The 16461-nt window shown below is 59.2% G+C and carries 16 protein-coding genes and 1 tRNA gene; 8 read left to right on the top strand and 9 right to left on the bottom strand.

The window, feature by feature from the left end; all coding sequences use genetic code 11:
• Positions 1-171: 171 nt before the first annotated feature.
• Positions 172-1533 carry a mechanosensitive ion channel family protein gene (locus DMZ65_RS14660; RefSeq protein ID WP_116599631.1) on the bottom strand — a complete coding sequence of 454 codons (1362 nt, stop codon included), beginning with the start codon at positions 1531-1533 and terminating at the stop codon, positions 172-174.
• 289 nt (positions 1534-1822) lie between these two features.
• Here DMZ65_RS14660 and leuC point away from each other — a divergent pair, with 289 nt between their 5' ends.
• The 7 genes from leuC to DMZ65_RS14625 all read left to right on the top strand — a co-directional run bounded on the left by leuC (position 1823) and on the right by DMZ65_RS14625 (position 8353).
• Positions 1823-3229, top strand: a complete 1407-nt coding sequence (leuC, locus tag DMZ65_RS14655) for a 3-isopropylmalate dehydratase large subunit (protein ID WP_116599630.1) — start codon at positions 1823-1825, stop codon at positions 3227-3229.
• Positions 3230-3260: 31 nt separating this feature from the next.
• Positions 3261-3821: an HdeD family acid-resistance protein gene (locus DMZ65_RS14650; protein ID WP_116599629.1), complete on the top strand. Its 561-nt coding sequence runs from the start codon at positions 3261-3263 to the stop codon at positions 3819-3821.
• Positions 3822-3866: 45 nt separating this feature from the next.
• Positions 3867-4472: a 3-isopropylmalate dehydratase small subunit gene (leuD, locus tag DMZ65_RS14645; protein WP_116599628.1), complete on the top strand. Its 606-nt coding sequence runs from the start codon at positions 3867-3869 to the stop codon at positions 4470-4472.
• Positions 4473-4743: 271 nt separating this feature from the next.
• Positions 4744-5883, top strand: a complete 1140-nt coding sequence (locus tag DMZ65_RS14640; protein WP_232825005.1) for an endonuclease/exonuclease/phosphatase family protein — start codon at positions 4744-4746, stop codon at positions 5881-5883.
• A 194-nt stretch (positions 5884-6077) separates the two neighbouring features.
• Complete coding sequence (gene leuB / locus DMZ65_RS14635) at positions 6078-7184, top strand: 3-isopropylmalate dehydrogenase (protein WP_116599626.1); 1107 nt, start codon at positions 6078-6080, stop codon at positions 7182-7184.
• Between the two features lie 99 nt (positions 7185-7283).
• Complete coding sequence (locus DMZ65_RS14630) at positions 7284-8231, top strand: DMT family transporter (protein ID WP_116599625.1); 948 nt, start codon at positions 7284-7286, stop codon at positions 8229-8231.
• Positions 8232-8276: 45 nt separating this feature from the next.
• A tRNA-Pro gene (locus tag DMZ65_RS14625) sits at positions 8277-8353 on the top strand.
• A gap of 193 nt (positions 8354-8546) precedes the next feature.
• Here DMZ65_RS14625 and DMZ65_RS14620 read toward each other — a convergent pair.
• A complete protein-coding gene (locus DMZ65_RS14620) occupies positions 8547-9485 on the bottom strand; it encodes a LysR substrate-binding domain-containing protein (protein ID WP_116599624.1) in 939 nt (312 codons plus the stop codon).
• Between the two features lie 142 nt (positions 9486-9627).
• Here DMZ65_RS14620 and DMZ65_RS14615 point away from each other — a divergent pair, with 142 nt between their 5' ends.
• Complete coding sequence (locus tag DMZ65_RS14615) at positions 9628-10809, top strand: MFS transporter (RefSeq protein WP_116599623.1); 1182 nt, start codon at positions 9628-9630, stop codon at positions 10807-10809.
• Between the two features lie 224 nt (positions 10810-11033).
• On the opposite strand, the gene DMZ65_RS14610 is transcribed toward DMZ65_RS14615, so the two are convergent.
• The 7 genes from DMZ65_RS14610 to DMZ65_RS14580 form a co-directional block, all read right to left on the bottom strand.
• Positions 11034-11630, bottom strand: a complete 597-nt coding sequence (locus DMZ65_RS14610) for an ABC transporter ATP-binding protein (RefSeq protein ID WP_232825004.1) — start codon at positions 11628-11630, stop codon at positions 11034-11036.
• Positions 11627-12379: an ABC transporter permease gene (locus DMZ65_RS14605; protein ID WP_116599621.1), complete on the bottom strand. Its 753-nt coding sequence runs from the start codon at positions 12377-12379 to the stop codon at positions 11627-11629. Before DMZ65_RS14605 ends, DMZ65_RS14610 begins: the two co-directional genes overlap by 4 nt.
• A 13-nt stretch (positions 12380-12392) precedes the next feature.
• Positions 12393-13370 carry an ABC transporter substrate-binding protein gene (locus DMZ65_RS14600; protein ID WP_116599620.1) on the bottom strand — a complete coding sequence of 326 codons (978 nt, stop codon included), beginning with the start codon at positions 13368-13370 and terminating at the stop codon, positions 12393-12395.
• Positions 13371-13468: 98 nt separating this feature from the next.
• Positions 13469-13723 (bottom strand): PepSY domain-containing protein, encoded by a 255-nt coding sequence (locus DMZ65_RS14595; RefSeq protein WP_116599619.1) that lies wholly within the window; start codon positions 13721-13723, stop codon positions 13469-13471.
• Between the two features lie 20 nt (positions 13724-13743).
• Entirely contained in the window at positions 13744-14181 is a 438-nt protein-coding gene (locus DMZ65_RS14590) for a cupredoxin domain-containing protein (protein WP_116599618.1), read from the bottom strand.
• An 11-nt stretch (positions 14182-14192) separates the two neighbouring features.
• A complete protein-coding gene (locus DMZ65_RS14585) occupies positions 14193-15167 on the bottom strand; it encodes a YVTN family beta-propeller repeat protein (protein ID WP_116599617.1) in 975 nt (324 codons plus the stop codon).
• Positions 15168-15180: 13 nt separating this feature from the next.
• Positions 15181-16368 carry an ABC transporter substrate-binding protein gene (locus tag DMZ65_RS14580; protein ID WP_232825003.1) on the bottom strand — a complete coding sequence of 396 codons (1188 nt, stop codon included), beginning with the start codon at positions 16366-16368 and terminating at the stop codon, positions 15181-15183.
• Positions 16369-16461 lie beyond the last annotated feature (93 nt).

Genomic DNA, 16461 nt, shown 5'->3' with positions numbered 1-16461 from the left:
AATGACACAGCCGTTGTTGAATCTCCCTCAGCGAAAGTTTTCTGAGAACAGACGCAACGCATCGCGAACCCAAACCCTGTCAGGAGCGCGGCGTTGCCCGCGGGCACGCGGGCTTCGCCGAGGAAGCGGCCTTCAGGCCACTGACGAGGCGAACCACCCGGCGCGCAAAGGTCAGTGCGGTTCAGACCCCGTACCACCGTCCAAGTCCAAACCATCGTTGGTTTCATCATCCTCCAGCATTCTGACTTCGCGCTGCGGAAAGGGTATCGACACACCATTTTCATTAAACGTGTCCCACAAGGCCAAGTAGACGTCGCCGCGAATGTTGGTCAGACCCATCCTTGGATCACGAATCCAAAAGCGCAGAATGTAATCGACCGAACTGTCGCCGAACCCCACGATGTGACAAACTGGTGGCTTGCTGCTCAACACGCGATCGACTGATTTTGCCGCAGCAATAGCCAGCTTCCGTACTTCGTGCGGATCGTCGCCATAGGCAGTGCCAAAAAATATGTCCAGGCGCACAAAGTCATTGGTGTGGGACCAGTTGACAACCTGCCCGGTGATCAGGTCCTCGTTGGGGATCAGGTATTCTTTTCCGTCCCGCGTCACCACGCTGACATAGCGTGCTCCCAACGAGTTGATCCAACCGAACGTCTGCCCAAGGCTGATCACGTCACCGGGCTTGATCGACTTGTCCAGCAGGATGATTATTCCCGACACAAGGTTCGACACGACCTTTTGCAGACCAAAACCCAGACCCACACCGATTGCACCGGACAGGACCGCAAGGCCGGTCAGGTCCACCCCGACCAGCCGCAGCCCGATGAAGAATGCGGCCCCGAACAGCACGACCTGAAGGAATTTGACCGCCAGCACCTGCATGGACGGCGAAATATCCTCGTTCGCCCGGATGCGCGCGGTGATGGTTGCCGCCGCAAACCGCGCCAACGTGATCAGCACGCCAAGCATGACCACGGCCTGTACCAGCAACCAAAGCGACAGGCGCGTCTCTCCGACGTTTACCGATGCGCCTTCCATGACCTGCTGGGCCTCGTCCGTCAGGCCGAGAATGCTTAGCGTCACCCATGTCCAGGCACCATACCTCACCACCGAGCGCAAAAGCGGGTTGCCGATAAGCCGCGTCGCGAAAACAATAAACAGCCACGCGGCGGACAGGTTGGCAATGATGCTCAGAAGATAAGATCGCGACGGCCAGGTGACCTCGCTCATCACCACAACCACAAGCGAGATTGCGGCGACGAAGATTATCATGCGCAATCGTCTATGGGCGATGACCAGCAGCCGCATGCGCCATTTCGGCCAGCCTTCTCGCGCCCGCATCCAATCGTGAAGCCGGGGGCGCGCCACGCGCGCAGCCAGGGTCGCCAGAAGAAACAGCCCCACCGCGATTGCCAACTGGTAGACATTCCAGGGCAGCAGAAGTTTGTGTAAAAGCGCTTCGGTCCGGGACAGCAATGTCTGCCCCAGTGCCACCAGGTCAGACGTGTTGGTCGGGATTTCTGGCTCCATCACGATCCTTGAATACATGTAAAGAGTAGGTCAGCCTGCCACTCCGTGCGCAGGCACGCAAGGTTTTCCCGGCAATGTCCTCTTGATAGACTCGGCTTGCGCCTGTATCTCCCGGCATATGAAACTGGTATTTGACATCTGCGACCGTGCCCGCCTGCGCGAACGGTTCTTCGGTGCCACACATACGGTGCTGGCCCGGCTATAGGTCTGTATGACCGATGAGTCCGTGGCCATTGCCACGGCACCCGAATTCGACCCGACATTCCGCCTGACAATACGGAGAGGACCAATGTCCCCCAAGACCCTCTATGACAAGATCTGGGATGCCCATCTCGCCCACGAGGCCGAAGACGGCACCTGCCTTTTGTATATCGATCGCCACCTTGTACACGAGGTGACCAGCCCGCAGGCCTTTGAAGGGCTGCGCATGGCCAACCGCAAGGTCCGCGCGCCGGACAAGACCATTGCGGTGCCGGACCATAACGTGCCCACCACCGCGGGCCGCGAAGATCCTGCCAACATGACCGAAGACAGCGCCATCCAGGTCGCTGCGCTCGACCAGAACGCGCGAGATTTCGGCATCCACTATTACCCTGTGTCGGACGTGCGCCAAGGCATCGTGCATATCGTCGGCCCCGAACAGGGCTGGACTCTGCCCGGCATGACGGTGGTGTGCGGCGACAGCCATACCGCCACGCATGGCGCTTTTGGCGCGCTGGCCCACGGCATCGGCACATCCGAGGTTGAACATGTTCTGGCCACCCAGACGCTGATTCAGCGCAAGGGCAAGAACATGAAAGTCGAGATCACCGGCAAGCTGAAACCCGGCGTGACCGCCAAGGACATCACCCTCGCCGTCATCGGCGAGACCGGGACCGCCGGTGGCACCGGCTACGTCATCGAATATTGCGGCGAAGCAATCCGCAACCTTTCGATGGAAGGCCGCATGACCGTCTGCAACATGGCCATCGAAGGCGGCGCGCGCGCCGGCCTGATCGCCCCGGACGAGACCACATATGCCTATGTCAAAGGCCGCCCCCACGCCCCCAAGGGCGCGCAGTGGGAGGCCGCCCTGACCTGGTGGAAAACGCTCTTTTCCGACGAGGACGCGCATTGGGACAAGGTTGTGACCCTCAAGGGCGAAGAGATCGAGCCTGTCGTGACCTGGGGCACCTCGCCCGAGGACGTTCTGCCGATTTCCGCCAACGTTCCCGCCGCCGAGGATTTCCAGGGCGGGAAGGTCGAAGCGGCGAAACGCGCGCTGGAGTATATGGGCCTGACCCCCGGCCAGAAGCTGACCGACATCCAGATCGACACGGTTTTCATCGGCTCCTGCACCAACGGCCGGATCGAGGATCTGCGCGCCGCCGCCGCCATCCTGAAGGGCAAGAAGATCAAGGACGGCATGCGCGCCATGATCGTGCCTGGCTCTGGCCTTGTACGGGCGCAGGCCGAAGAAGAAGGCCTTGCCGACATCTTCAAAGAGGCCGGTTTCGAATGGCGCCTCGCGGGCTGTTCGATGTGTCTTGCGATGAACCCCGACCAGCTGTCCGAGGGCGAGCGCTGTGCCTCGACCTCGAACCGCAACTTCGAGGGGCGCCAAGGCTATAAGGGCCGCACGCATCTTGTGTCACCTGCCATGGCCGCCGCCGCCGCGATCACCGGTCATCTGACCGATGTGCGCGATATGATGTAAATTACGGCGGAATAGAAAAGGAAACTTGGCGATGAAACTCTGGGTCAAATGGCTCGTTTTCGGCGTGATCTCAATCGCGTTCGGGATATTCGTTTTGGCCAATCCGATTGCCGCATCGATCGCGGTCACAACCTTGGCAGGCATATTGTTCGTGCTTTCCGGCGGCTTTCAGATATATGCCGGAATCGGCGAGGAACATATCTGGGGCAAGTTGCTGGGCATCGGGCTCGGCGCGCTTATGCTGCTTTTGGGCCTTTCGTTGGCGTTTCAGCCGTTCGAGGGCACGATCACACTATCCATCCTCGTCACCGTCCTGTTTGCGGCAAGCGGAATCTTCCGCCTGATCACGGCCTATCAGATGCGCCGGACGCAGTTCTTTTGGCCGATGCTGATTTCGGGCGCTGTTTCGGTCCTGCTCGCAGGATACATCACCGCCAATTTCTTTGCGGTGGCTCTTGGGCTTCTGGGGGTGCTGCTAGGAATTGAGTTGCTGTTCAATGGTGCCAGCCTGGTCCTGCTCGCTTTCTTCCTGCGCACAGTGAAGGGTGACGTAAGAGACCGGATCGAAGCCCGGATGAACAAGAAACGCTGACATCGGAACGGGCACGGAAACCGTCCGCCGCCCAAGGAGCTAGACATGGAAAAATTTTCGACCATCACCGGCATCGCGGCGCCCATGCCGCTGGTCAATATCGACACGGACATGATCATCCCGAAAGTGTTCCTGAAGACGATCAAGCGGTCAGGTCTGGGTGTGAACCTGTTTGATGAGATGCGCTTTGATCGGCAAGGCAATGAGATTCCCGATTTTGTGCTGAACAAGCCGCAATATCGCGACGCAGAAATCCTTGTCACCGGCGACAATTTCGGCTGCGGGTCATCGCGCGAGCATGCGCCATGGGCGTTGAAGGATTTCGGCATCAAGTCGATCATCGCGACGTCTTTTGCCGATATCTTCTACAACAACTGCTTCAAGAACGGCATCTTGCCGATCGTACTGCCGCAAGAGGCGGTCGATGTGCTGATGAAAGATGCCGAGAAGGGGGCTAACGCGCGGATGACAGTCGATCTGGAAAACCAGACCGTCACCACCTCGGATGGCGAGAGCTTCTCGTTTGAAGTCGACAGTTTCAAGAAGCACTGCCTGATCGAAGGGCTGGACGATATTGGGTTGACCATGGAAAAAGCGGCAGCCATCGACACGTTTGAGGCCGCTGCGTCTCAGGCACGCCCTTGGGTTTGATTTCCAGGCCGAACCTCGGCCTGCAATCGCCCTGACAATTCTGGCACCGCTTTTTGTAAGCGGTGCCTTTTTTCTGTCCGCACCCGCTTTCGTCGCCATTACAGACAGCATTTTTTCGGGCACCGTCAAAGAGCACGCCAGATTACGGAAATTAACCTGTTCTTAGCGCTCCTTCTGCCATTCCTGCTTTGGGTCGTTTCGTAGATCGGCCCTCATGGCTTTCACGTTGGACGGCTCTGCCCGTTTGCACATCTTGACGAGCGCATATCACATGGCTTTTGCCGCCTCGAAACATGGCGCTTTACGGCGTCGTTGCTTTACGCATCGGCAGAGCGATCAACGCCGAGCGTCAAAAGCGTTTCTGCCCGCACCTCACCTCATCCTGTGCATGTGCCTTGCCCTTGGCCTCTGTGCGGGCGTCCATGCCTCTGCCGAGCCTCTGCGACTGGCCACCTGGCACGCGCCGCTGTCCAGAAAAGGCCCCGGTCTTTTGCTGCGCGACATACTGAAAGGACAGGATGCGCAGATCACCGCAGTGCTGGATGGTGTCGTCGCCTCCAGACCCGACATTCTGGTTCTGACGGATGTCGACTATGACGCCGGACATGCAGCCTTGGCGGCATTTCAGGCAAAGCTGGCCGTCGCGGGCCACGCAATGCCTCATCGCTTTGCGCTGCGCCCCAATTCCGGCACGGCTACGGGATTGGACCTGGATGGCGATCGGCGTCTCGGCGGCCCCCGAGACGCGCAAGGTTACGGTGAGTTCTCTGGCCAGGGGGGCATGGCGTTGCTGTCGCGTGTGCCGATACTGGACGGCGCTCTGGACCTGAGCACGCTTCTGTGGCGTGACGTCCCGAACGCGCAGATCCACGGTGCCGAGTTATCGCAAGAGGCCGCCGCCATTCAGCGCCTCAGCTCCGTCGGTCACTGGGCCGTTCCGCTGGATGTTACCGGCGGCCCATTATGGATTCTCATGTATCATGCCACGACACCGGTTTTCGACGGTCCAGAGGATCGCAACGGTCGGCGCAACCATGATGAAACCGCGCTTTGGCTCGCATGGCTTGACGGGCTGCTTTCCATCCCGCCACCAAAGGGGCGTTTTGCGCTGATCGGCGACGCCAACACCGACCCGGCAAAGGGCGCAGGTCGCAAGGACGCATTGCGCCGCCTTCTGGCCGACCGGCGCTTTCAGGATCCGCGCCCGACGCATCCATCGCGTCAGGGCGACGCTGCGGCAGACACGGTCGATTGGCCCGAGCCGGACCCCGGCGACATGCGGGTCAGCTATGTGTTGCCGCCCTCTGATATGCAGATCATCGGCTCCGGTGTTGTTTGGCCCCCGCCAGAAACGACCGCCGCACCCATTCCGCACAAGCTGGTCTGGATCGATGTTGATCCTTCCCGGTGAAACGGTCCTGGCCCACAGGATCAAAATGCGCGTTGCATATCGGGCCTGCACAAGTGGCTTCTGTTCCCTGCGCCTGGTCGTCACGCAGAGCCGGCAATCGCCAGTTCCTGCGCCGCGTCCAGCCTTCATTTCTTGACCCTTCTCACGGCAATGGGTAGGGCGATGGGTAAAGCATCGACCAAAGGACAACGCCCATGAGCACCCCTTCGCTTCTCATCCTCGCCGGCGACGGCATCGGCCCCGAAGTCATGGCCCAGGTTCGCCGCATCATCGACTGGTACGGCGCAAAGCGCGACCTGCCTTTCGACGTCAGCGAAGGTCTGGTCGGGGGATGTTCCTATGACGCGCATGGCACCCCGTTGACCGATGAAACCATGGCCCGCGCGCAGGAAGTGGACGCTGTCCTGTTGGGCGCTGTCGGCGGCCCCGCCTATGACAACCTCGATTTCAGCGTAAAGCCCGAACGTGGCCTGTTGCGCCTGCGCAAGGAAATGGATCTTTACGCCAATCTGCGCCCCGCGCAGTGTTTCGACGCGCTGGCCGACTTCTCATCGCTCAAAAGGGACGTGGTCGCGGGCCTGGACATCATGATCGTGCGCGAATTGACCAGTGGCATCTATTTCGGCGAACCCCGCGGCATCATCCAAGAGGGTAACGAGCGGGTCGGGATCAACACCCAACGTTACACCGAATCCGAGATCGAGCGCGTCGCGCGCTCTGCCTTCGAACTGGCCCGGCGGCGCGGCAACAAGGTCTGCTCGATGGAGAAGGCCAACGTCATGGAATCCGGCGTGCTGTGGCGCGAGGTCGTCCAGAAGATCGGCGATACCGAGTATCCGGATGTCGAGCTTAGCCATATGTATGCCGATGCCGGTGCCATGCAGCTTTGCCGCTGGCCCAAGCAGTTCGACGTGATCGTGACCGACAACCTGTTCGGCGATCTGCTGTCGGATGCCGCGGCCATGCTGACCGGCAGCCTTGGGATGCTGCCGTCTGCGTCGCTTGGTGCGCCGATGGAAAACGGTCGGCCCAAGGCCTTGTACGAACCCGTGCACGGATCGGCACCTGACATCACCGGACAAGGCAAGGCCAACCCGATCGCCTGTATCCTCAGTTTCGCGATGGCGCTGCGCTACAGCTTCGACAAGGGGGCCGAGGCCGACCGGTTGGAAAAAGCCGTCGAAAAGGTTCTGGCCGATGGTCTTCGGACTGCCGATCTTTTGGGCGAAGACGGCGTGACACCGGTCACGACAAGTGAAATGGGTGATGCTATTCTGGCTGCATTGGATGCCAGCCTCTAGGCATCGACCCGACAAAACGAACAAATGAGTGGCACCCGGTTTCGCACGCAGGTGCCACTACACTCCCAGGGAACGAACAGTTGCAGGAGAGCCGGTCCGATGAACTTGAAAGGTCTGCTCTACGCGTTGTTTGCCTTTGCGGTCTATGCTACCCATGACGTCGTCATCAAATACCTCGGCGCGACCTATTCCCCGTTCCAGATCATCTTTTTCTCGACGCTGATGTCATTTCCTTTGGTCAGCTTCATGCTGATCGGGGATCAAACCCACGGCAATCTGCGTCCGGTGCATCCTTGGTGGATCGCCCTGCGCACGGTCTGCACGGTCATCACCGGCATGTCGGCCTTTTATGCGTTTTCGGTGCTACCGCTGGCGCAGACCTATGCGATCCTGTTTGCGGCACCACTGCTGATCACGCTGATGTCCATACCGCTATTGGGTGAAAAGGTCGGACTGCATCGTGGCGCTGCCGTGATCATCGGGCTTGCGGGTGTTTTCATCGTTTTGCGGCCCGGCACGACGGAACTGACGCTGGGCCATTTGGCGGGCATGTCCGCGGCTATGTTCAGTGCTCTGGCCTCTATCATTGTGCGCAAGATTGGACGCGAGGAACGCTCGGTCGTGCTGATGCTGTATCCGATGGCTGCAAACTTCATCGTGATGGCGGTCCTGCTGGCCTTCGTCTATCAGCCCATGCCGTTGCTGCACCTTGGGGGCATCGGGGTGATTTCTCTGTTCGGCTTTGTTGCTGGCCTGTGCCTGATCGCCGCCTACAAAAATGCCGAGGCGGCGATCGTCGCGCCCATGCAATACTCGCAGATCATCTGGGCAACCCTGTTTGGATACCTGCTGTTCGGCGAGTCGGTAGATCGCGCCACGATCATCGGCACGTCGGTCATTATCGTCTCGGGGCTTTACATCGTATTCAGGGAAAGCCGCGGCGGGAAATCCGAAAACACCCCCGTGCTTCGCACCCGTTCGCGCGGGGCCACAGCCGCGACGTTCCGGATTACCCATATGCTGCGCCGCGCGAAACAACGTGGGTAAACCCTTGCCAAACGCGTGGCGTTTCTTTAATCCGCGCCCTACGGTCGGAGTGTAGCTCAGCCTGGTAGAGCACTGTCTTCGGGAGGCAGGGGCCGGAGGTTCGAATCCTCTCACTCCGACCAATATTCGCAGATACTTATCCCGTTTCTCGCTGGCCCTTGTTCGAGGTCGGGCCGGATTTGATCCGGATTATGCGGCTAGCCGAAGAATAAAGGCAGGGAATCTGGTAAAGAACGACGGTCGTTATGACGGGACGTACTCTGCGGGCCCGATTTTCACTGACATTTATAACGGTTTCCGTCGCACCAGCGGTCTTCACGTTTTCTTCGATAGGCCCTCGCGCTGGGTCGGCGGGGCCTGCCGGGATAGCGACAACGAGTCAGAAACCGTCCAATGTTTCACAGCCCATGCCCAAACGGCATCAACGGTTTCGCGCAGATGTGATGACCGTTTTCGAACAAGATAGAAATCGGAGCCGGCTGAGAAGCCTGCGGGACAAATTTCGGTCAGGCGTCCCGCATCAAGATCTGCCTGAACGAAAGCACGGCAAGATATAGCCACCCCCTGACCTGCCAAAGCCGCATCAAGGGCGAGTGTTGTCTGGTTGAATACCGCACCGGGTAGCGCCTCGACCATGCCAAAGAACCGTGGCCAATGATTGTACGAATCGTGCAGCAATGGCAGGCTGCCGATCTGTTCTCGCGTCAGCCGATTCTGATGTTGGCTCAACAAATGCGGGCTGGCCACCAAAACAAGATCGTGGCGAAAGAGCAGATGAGCCTCTTGCGAAGCGCCGAAAGGCGGGCGGGTCTGGCGCACGGCAATATCGACCTGATCTCGATCAAAATCAGAGACCGCCTCGGTCGCGATTGTGCGCAGTTCTACTCCCGGCAAGGCAGATTTCAGCAACGAAAGCTGTGGGATCAAGATTTTAGTCGCAAATGTCGGGGTCACGCTGATCGTCACGGCATCGGCCCGATTGTGAAGCCTAGCTGTTGCCTTGCAAAGCGTGTCAAAAGCACGGGTCATTTCCGAAAGGTAGCTCGCCCCCTGCGGCGTCAGCGCTACGCCGCGCGGCATTCGCTGGAATAGAGGAATGCCCAGATGCTCTTCCAGCAACCGTATCTGTTGGGCCACAGCGCCTTGCGTGACACCTAGCTCATCCGACGCCGCCCGGAAGTTCAATTGCCGTCCGGCAGCTTCAAACGCACGCAATGCGTTGAGCGGAGGCAAGTTGCGGCGCGATGTCAACATATCAATCCTGTAGATTTTCTACAGTATACTAGAGTTGGTTCTGGCGCGAAAGCCTGCGTCGGATACACCATTATGCAGATCAAACCCAATGGCCGCAGCCTACAGCATGGACCGCGCCCTCTAAACACAGCCGAGCGTTCGAATGACCATACAAAAAACAACTTTGATGCCGACATCGTATTCGGTCATTCTGGCGGTGAGCGGATCGCATCTGATCAATGACCTGATCCAGTTTCTCTTGCCCGCGCTCTATCCGGTTCTCAAATCCGAATATTCGCTCAACTATTTTCAGTTGGGTCTTCTGACGCTGGCACAGCAGATCACAGCCTGCATATTGCAACCGGTCATGGGCCTGTACGGAGATCTGAAACCCAAACCTTACACGCTGGCGGTGTCCATGATGATCGTGGCCCTCGGTGTGGTGATGCTCGCGACGGCGGACTCGTTCATGCTATTGCTGGTTGCGGCGACTGTTCTGGGGGTCGGGTCGGCCCTGTTTCACCCCGAAGCATCGCGGGTGTGTCGCATGGCGTCCGGTGGCAAACGCGGATTTGCACAGTCCAGCTTTCAGGTCGGGGGCAATACTGGAACAGCTCTTGGACCTCTTGCCGCTGCCTTGTTCGTTCTCCCCTTGGGTCAGGTCAGTACCGTCTGGTTTGGACTTTTCGCTGTAATCGGAGTCATCATCCTGATCTGGGTCGCCCAGTGGTTCACGAACCATCAGCGGATTGTCAGAACCGCTGGCACACCCGAGATCACGCTTCCACAACTCCCCCGAAAGCGTCTGATTATTTCCTTCGCGATCATCGGTGCCCTGCTGCTGAGCAAGTTCGTCTATGTCGAAACATACAAGAGCTACTATACTTTCTTTCTCATCGAAAAGTTCGGGCTTGAGATCAAATACGCACAGACCCTTCTGTTTGTCTTTTTGGGGGCGGTCGCGGTGGGCACTTTCGTTGGCGGTCCTGTCGGTGATCGTATTGGACGCAGAAAGGTAATCTGGGGGTCGATATTGGGGGCGCTGCCTTTTGCGCTGATGCTGCCGCATGCGAACCTGCTGGGAACCGTCGTGCTAAGCATTATTGTCGGGCTGGTTCTGGCCTCTGCCTTTTCGGCAATTGTCGTCTTTGCGCAGGAACTGCTGCCGCAGAAAGTCGGAATGGTTTCGGGATTCGTCTTCGGTTTCGCTTTCGGAATCGGCGCGCTTGGCGCTGCCGCACTCGGGGCGCTCGCGGACCAGATCGGCATGCAGCAAGTGTTCGGCTATCTCTCGGCGCTCTTGTTTCTGGGATTGCTGACGTTCTACCTTCCTGACATTGACTGACGTCGTCCGTCAGCTTTCTCGCTTCATTAGAAAATGCAACCGACGCTATCCAGAATGTTGCCGCCCGGATGTCGGCGCTTCAAACGACCACGCAGCGCGGCATCCGCGCGCTGCTTGGACATATCCGCCATTTGCTCGGCCAGCAGTGTGTCGATCTTCGCGTTCTCAACTTTGCAGGAAATGGCGTCTTTTTAACGCTGTCTTTTAATCGGCTGGGCCAGAGCCTAATGACAGAGCAGCCTCGCTGGCGTTCCGCTTAGCTCAAGGATCCGGCTTGCCAGACGGTCGGCTTCAGAGCGGGCGTGGGTGACAAAAAGGGTCGCCGGCTTTGCTTCGGCGATCAGCGCTTCGGTCAGGCTGAGCATCTGTTCCGCCGTTTCGGCATCCAATGACACGAAAGGTTCGTCCATCAGCAGGAATTCCGGCGACCCGGCAAACGCACGCGCCAGTGCCAGCCGCCGTTGCTGCCCAAGCGAAAGCTGGCCGGGGAAGGCATCCTCGCGCCCCGAAAGGGCAACGCGGTCCATTGCGGCGCGCGCGGCCTCGCGCCCCAGTGACGGACGGGGGATCAGCAGGTTGTCCAATGCGCTGCGCCATGGCAGCAAGGTTGGCTCTTGAAACACGATCGCCATGTTGTCGGGGCGTGTGACGGTGCCTTCGAACTGCGTGTCGATACCCGCCATGATCCGTAAGATCGTGGACTTTCCAATCCCGGACGGGCCGACCAGCGCAACGGTTTCACCCGGAGAGATCGCAAATTCAATTGAACCCAGCACCTGCTGTTTGCCAAAGAATTTCGATGTGATGTCAGCCCGGATCACGCGGTTCTCCATCGGCGGATGCGGCGCTCCCACGGTTGAAGCAGAAGCCACTCGACCGCAAGCATGACGGCGATGAACGACAGGGCGTAGATCAGCACCATCGTCACATCAAACAATTGAAAGTAAAGGTGTATCTGAAATCCGACCCCGTTGGAGCGGCCCAGGAATTCGACCACCAGCACGATCTTCCAGATCACTGCGATACCGGATCTCGCGGCCGCTGTGATGAACGGGGCCAGTTGCGGCAAGGTGACATGGCGCATACGCGCGGTCCAACTCATCCGGTAGACGCGGGCCATCGCCTCCAGGTCCGGGTCCAGCGCGCGTGCGCCTTCGCGGATAACAGTTGCGACGTTGGGGATTTTGTTGAGTGTGACGGCAATGATCGCGGCCGTTTCGTTCAGTCCGATCCAGAGATAGCACAGAACGATCAGGACAAGCGCTGGCAGGTTCAGAAAGATCACCAGCCACGGATCAAGCCAGCGGTTCAACCTGTCCGAACGGCCCATTGCCAGCCCCAGCGCGATACCGATGCCCATCGCCAGGGCGAATGCCCAGACCACCCGCAGCAAAGTGGCACCGAGATGATAGAGCAACTCTCCGGATTTGAGTTGCTGTGCCGCCGGGCCGATCAGGGTCCATGGTTGCGGCAGGATTGTGGGGTCCGCCGTGAGGGCCGCGCAAACAATCCAAAGCAGGAAAAGCCCGAGGATCGACAGGATTGACGTGGCCGCAGACGAGTCGTTCATCGGGCGATCTGTTTTATTCGAGGTCTGCGAACAGGCCAGCGGGAACGGTGGTGGCCTCCCCCACCAGATCGGCACCGCCAAGATCGTTCATCAGCGCCAGCAATTTGTTTGCCCCGTCAAGGTCAACCGGACCGCGCGCCGGCGTGCCTGCAAGCCAGTCGCTCTTCAACTGGTCGAACTGGGCGTCGGTCTGGGCATTCATGTTGGGGCGCACGGCCTCCCACGCGGCATTGTCACTGGCTAGCAGGTCCTTGGCATCGCGGCTGGCATCGTAAAGCGCCTGCGCGATCCCCGGATTATCCGCCAGATAGCTTTCTTTCATGTAGTAGCCAAGCAACGGCGTGTCAGTGTTCAGACCCAACGCCTTGCCGGCCTCTTCGACCGAGATCACCTCTTCCATTCCGGCGGCCTTCATCTTTGCCAGGAAATGCCAGAAGTTAACCGCGCCCGCGACTTCCCCGCCCAGACCGGCCTTGAAGATCAGCGGCGGCGCGCCGAACACCTGCTCGGTTTCGCCCTTCAGGTCCATGCCATATTCCTGCTGCGCATAGGCGCGCAGGATCAGCCAGGATTTATCGAGCGGGCCGCCAGCGATGCCGACCTTCTTGCCAGCCAGATCCTTCAGGGAGGTCACATCGCTGTCCTTTGGCGCGACCAGCCCACCGACCGCCTTGGAATATGGCACGAACACATAGTCCTTCCCGGCGGCCCGCTGGCGGGCGACCCAGATCCAATCCGCCACGGCGACATCGGCCTCTCCGCCTTCGACAGCGACGCGGGTGGCACCGTTATCGGCATAGGGGGCGACCTCCAGCTCAAAGCCGTGGGCCTTGTCAAAGCCGTTTCCGGTGATGGTCGCCAGTTCCCAGTTGACCGTTCCGATCTTCAGGACCGCAGCGCGCAACTTGGGAAGGTCTTGTGCGAAGGCAGGGGCCGTCAGGCTGAGGGCAAGCAAAGCACATGCGCCCCTGCGGATGATGGATCGGAACATGACAGACTCCCAAGTGGCATTTCGGTTATCAGACCGTTTAGCCTATCTTAATCGTTTCCGCGACCAAGACCATTGGGCCGTGGTCGCGGAAACGGCATTTATTCGGCGCGGCGTCCGACCTCGTTCAGATCTGCATCCAGTTCGATGTCGAACTGATTTCCGCCTTCGCAGATGACATCGTCCAGCTCATAACCGTCATCTTCCATCTCAATGTCATCAGGGTCCATCTGACAGTTCATTTCTGTCAACATGGCGGTGATCTGATCCACGGTTTCCTGCGGGATCTCGTGGCTTTCGGCAAGGGAGGATGTGCCGATAATTATGGCAAGTGCAAGTGCGATGATACGGGTCATTGGTCGTTCCTTTCGTTGAATTACTGGATGCTGATACGGATTTGTTGCGACTCGCCGGTCGATCCGGGAATGCGCAGGATATGAGTGCCGGGCTTGATGGCGATAAAGGACAGCTCGGCAGTTCCTTCGTCGTCAAACTCGATGGAATCGATCGCCATCGGGCGGATCTCGATCTTGTTGATGACGATCTCGTTCATCCAGATCGCGCGGAAAAACTCTGATCCCGTCAGTGCCAATTCGGCAGAGCCATCAGCGGTGATGTTCATCTTGTAATACGCGCCGGATTGCAGGGTCACGTCTTCGCCCAGGGGTTGCCCGGATGCGAGCGTCAGCTCGATCGGCTCGCCACGGTTGCAAGAGGCCAGCAACCCGGCAAAACCCAGATCGTCACAAAGCGGTGCGGCAATGGCCGGTGCCGAAAGGCAGCAGGCCAAGGCGGCGGCAGACAGAAGTTTCATGTAGATCTCCTTCAGTTAGGGGTCACGACCACGCCCCAGGGCTGCTGGCCAACCTGCACCGATTTGATCGCCTTTTCAGCGGCGACGTCGATGATGGTAATGTCATTGGAATTGCCGTTGGTGGTCAGCAGGAACGCCTCGTCCGGGGTGAAATCCAGCTGCCAGACGCGTTGGCCGACGATGATATAGTCCAGAACCTCCAGCGTTTCGCCGTCGATCACAGCAACACGGTTGGCTGGCCCAAGCGCCACGAATATCCGGCTGCCATCGCTGGTGATCTTGATCCCCACGGGTTGCAGCCATTCGGGCAGCACGCCCGGCACCTCAAAGCTGATTTTTTCCACCAGCGTCGGCGTGCCGTCCGGCGCAATATCCATTACGGAAACCGTGCCGCCAATCTCTGCCGAGACGAACAGCCTTGTGCCGTCATCGGTGTATTGGGCGTAGCGCGGCCGTTGATCGACCAGCACGTTATGGTAGATCTTGTAATCCTCGGTCGAGATGAAATGCGCCATGTTCGTCGTTTCTGACGTGTTCACCACCCATTTCGCATCGGGGCTGATTGCCATGCCTTCGGGTTCCACGCCGACGGGCACCTCTGCCAGAACGGTGCGCGTCTCGGTATCGGTCACGGTGACAAGGTTGTCATCTTCATTGGCGATGTAGAGATGCCGACCGGTCGGATCGATGACGAACAGTTCCGGGTCCGGGCCAGAAGGCAGGCTTTCCAGCTCTCTGTAGGTTTCGGTATCGAACACCCGCACCAGGTTGTCGTCGGATGCGCAGACATACAGTTTGCTGCCGTCGGGGCTAAGCGTGATGCCGCGGGGCCGGTTGCCGCCGTCAAATTCCTGAATCACTTCCCAGGTATCGGTATCGACCACGGTGATGGTATTGCCGCGCTCGTTCGACACAAACGCCTTGTTGGCCAAGGACGGAGACGCTGCCAGTAGGGCAAGCAGTGAGGTCGCGATCAAGGTTTTCATGCGGAACTCCCGGTCAGTTGAACGAAGTGCACTCGGTTTCGGGACGATCAAGGCCAAGCGTATCCAGCGGTGAGACCTGATGCAGGAACCCTTCCTGCGGGCTGACGCTGACGGTGATCATGCCGTCATAAAGAAGGATCGGCTGACGCATCTGGCCATTCCAGTCGCGGAACGTCACCTTTTGTCCCTTGAATGCTGCCAGTTCGAATGCATCCGACAGGGCGTAGTCCCGGATCGCTTGCGCATCTACGGTGCTGGCACGGGTGACAGCCTCGCCGATGACGCGCAGCGCCAGCCAGACGTTGTAATCCTCGGCATGGGCGTAGCGGCCCGACAAAGCCTCGAAACGGCTTTGGTATTGGCTCGTGCCCCATGCCTCATGCGCGGCATGAAACGTCACAGGGCGCAATCCGGCGGACCCCATGACCGGGCGCGGCAAGGACAGGTGATAGGGCAGATACCGCGCGAAATAATCCGTGCCATCGGCGGCAATCAACACGTCATGTCGCTTGGCACCCTGCGTGAAGGTCGGCAATTGACGCTGCACCAGCACATGGCCACTATCCGTGCGCCGCGAGCCGCCAGTATCGGCAAAGACGCGTTCTTCGACAATTTTCAACCCGAATTTGCGCGCTGCGCGCCGGTAGGCATCCGCCAAGCTGGTATCCGCGAAATTGGACCCCGAGACCAGAAACCATTCGTCCCATTTTTTCCAGACCGAGAATTGCGCGATCGCATCTGCCAGCATCAGGTTGGAGGGCGCGATATGCAAAAGCGATGCCCGGCACTCTTCGGACCGCAGCGATGCCTCGGGGGCGGTCGCGTTCAGGATCAGCGCGTCATCCTGCGCGGCGCGGTCGGTCAGGCGCAGCAGGTCACGGCCCTCGGCCATGACGACGATCAGACGAATGCCGTCTGCAAGGATTTGCTCCAGCGCCGCGTCGGCCTCTTCCGGTGGGACGGCGATCTGCTGCGTCTCGTAGGTATGACCAAGGAAAGTGCCCGTTGTGCCGTTGTCCTCATCCGCCAGCATCGCCCCCGCGAAGCCCAGATCGTCGGGCCGCAGGTCGTAGCGTGAAATAGGCAGCAAACGCGGATAGTCGATGCGTAGAACGGCTGCTTTCACGTCCAATGCCGACGCGTGACCAGCCAGACCGACACATACCAACACCGCCAAAAGCGGAGCGATGATCTGTCTCACGATAACCTCCCTGCGCCCGCTTTGAAATGTCGGGCTTCTTGCAGATATCCCAGGCAAAATGGACCCAAACTGCAACCGATACCTTTTGTCAGG

The organism is Primorskyibacter marinus (assembly GCF_003313245.1).
GTDB classification, from domain to species: domain Bacteria; phylum Pseudomonadota; class Alphaproteobacteria; order Rhodobacterales; family Rhodobacteraceae; genus Primorskyibacter; species Primorskyibacter marinus.
This window is presented reverse-complemented; position numbering and strand designations above follow the sequence as displayed.

What these genes read in the sequence shown, in the direction of transcription:
- DMZ65_RS14615 (WP_116599623.1), top strand. Translation starts at nt 9,628, where the DNA reads ATGACCATACAAAAAACAACTTTGATGCCGACATCGTATTCGGTCATT.
- leuB (WP_116599626.1), top strand. Translation starts at nt 6,078, where the DNA reads ATGAGCACCCCTTCGCTTCTCATCCTCGCCGGCGACGGCATCGGCCCC.
- DMZ65_RS14660 (WP_116599631.1), bottom strand. Translation starts at nt 1,533, where the DNA reads ATGGAGCCAGAAATCCCGACCAACACGTCTGACCTGGTGGCACTGGGG.
- DMZ65_RS14620 (WP_116599624.1), bottom strand. Translation starts at nt 9,485, where the DNA reads ATGTTGACATCGCGCCGCAACTTGCCTCCGCTCAACGCATTGCGTGCG.
- DMZ65_RS14650 (WP_116599629.1), top strand. Translation starts at nt 3,261, where the DNA reads ATGAAACTCTGGGTCAAATGGCTCGTTTTCGGCGTGATCTCAATCGCG.
- DMZ65_RS14590 (WP_116599618.1), bottom strand. Translation starts at nt 14,181, where the DNA reads ATGAAACTTCTGTCTGCCGCCGCCTTGGCCTGCTGCCTTTCGGCACCG.
- leuD (WP_116599628.1), top strand. Translation starts at nt 3,867, where the DNA reads ATGGAAAAATTTTCGACCATCACCGGCATCGCGGCGCCCATGCCGCTG.
- DMZ65_RS14600 (WP_116599620.1), bottom strand. Translation starts at nt 13,370, where the DNA reads ATGTTCCGATCCATCATCCGCAGGGGCGCATGTGCTTTGCTTGCCCTC.
- DMZ65_RS14630 (WP_116599625.1), top strand. Translation starts at nt 7,284, where the DNA reads ATGAACTTGAAAGGTCTGCTCTACGCGTTGTTTGCCTTTGCGGTCTAT.
- leuC (WP_116599630.1), top strand. Translation starts at nt 1,823, where the DNA reads ATGTCCCCCAAGACCCTCTATGACAAGATCTGGGATGCCCATCTCGCC.
- DMZ65_RS14605 (WP_116599621.1), bottom strand. Translation starts at nt 12,379, where the DNA reads ATGAACGACTCGTCTGCGGCCACGTCAATCCTGTCGATCCTCGGGCTT.
- DMZ65_RS14640 (WP_232825005.1), top strand. Translation starts at nt 4,744, where the DNA reads ATGGCTTTTGCCGCCTCGAAACATGGCGCTTTACGGCGTCGTTGCTTT.
- DMZ65_RS14595 (WP_116599619.1), bottom strand. Translation starts at nt 13,723, where the DNA reads ATGACCCGTATCATCGCACTTGCACTTGCCATAATTATCGGCACATCC.
- DMZ65_RS14585 (WP_116599617.1), bottom strand. Translation starts at nt 15,167, where the DNA reads ATGAAAACCTTGATCGCGACCTCACTGCTTGCCCTACTGGCAGCGTCT.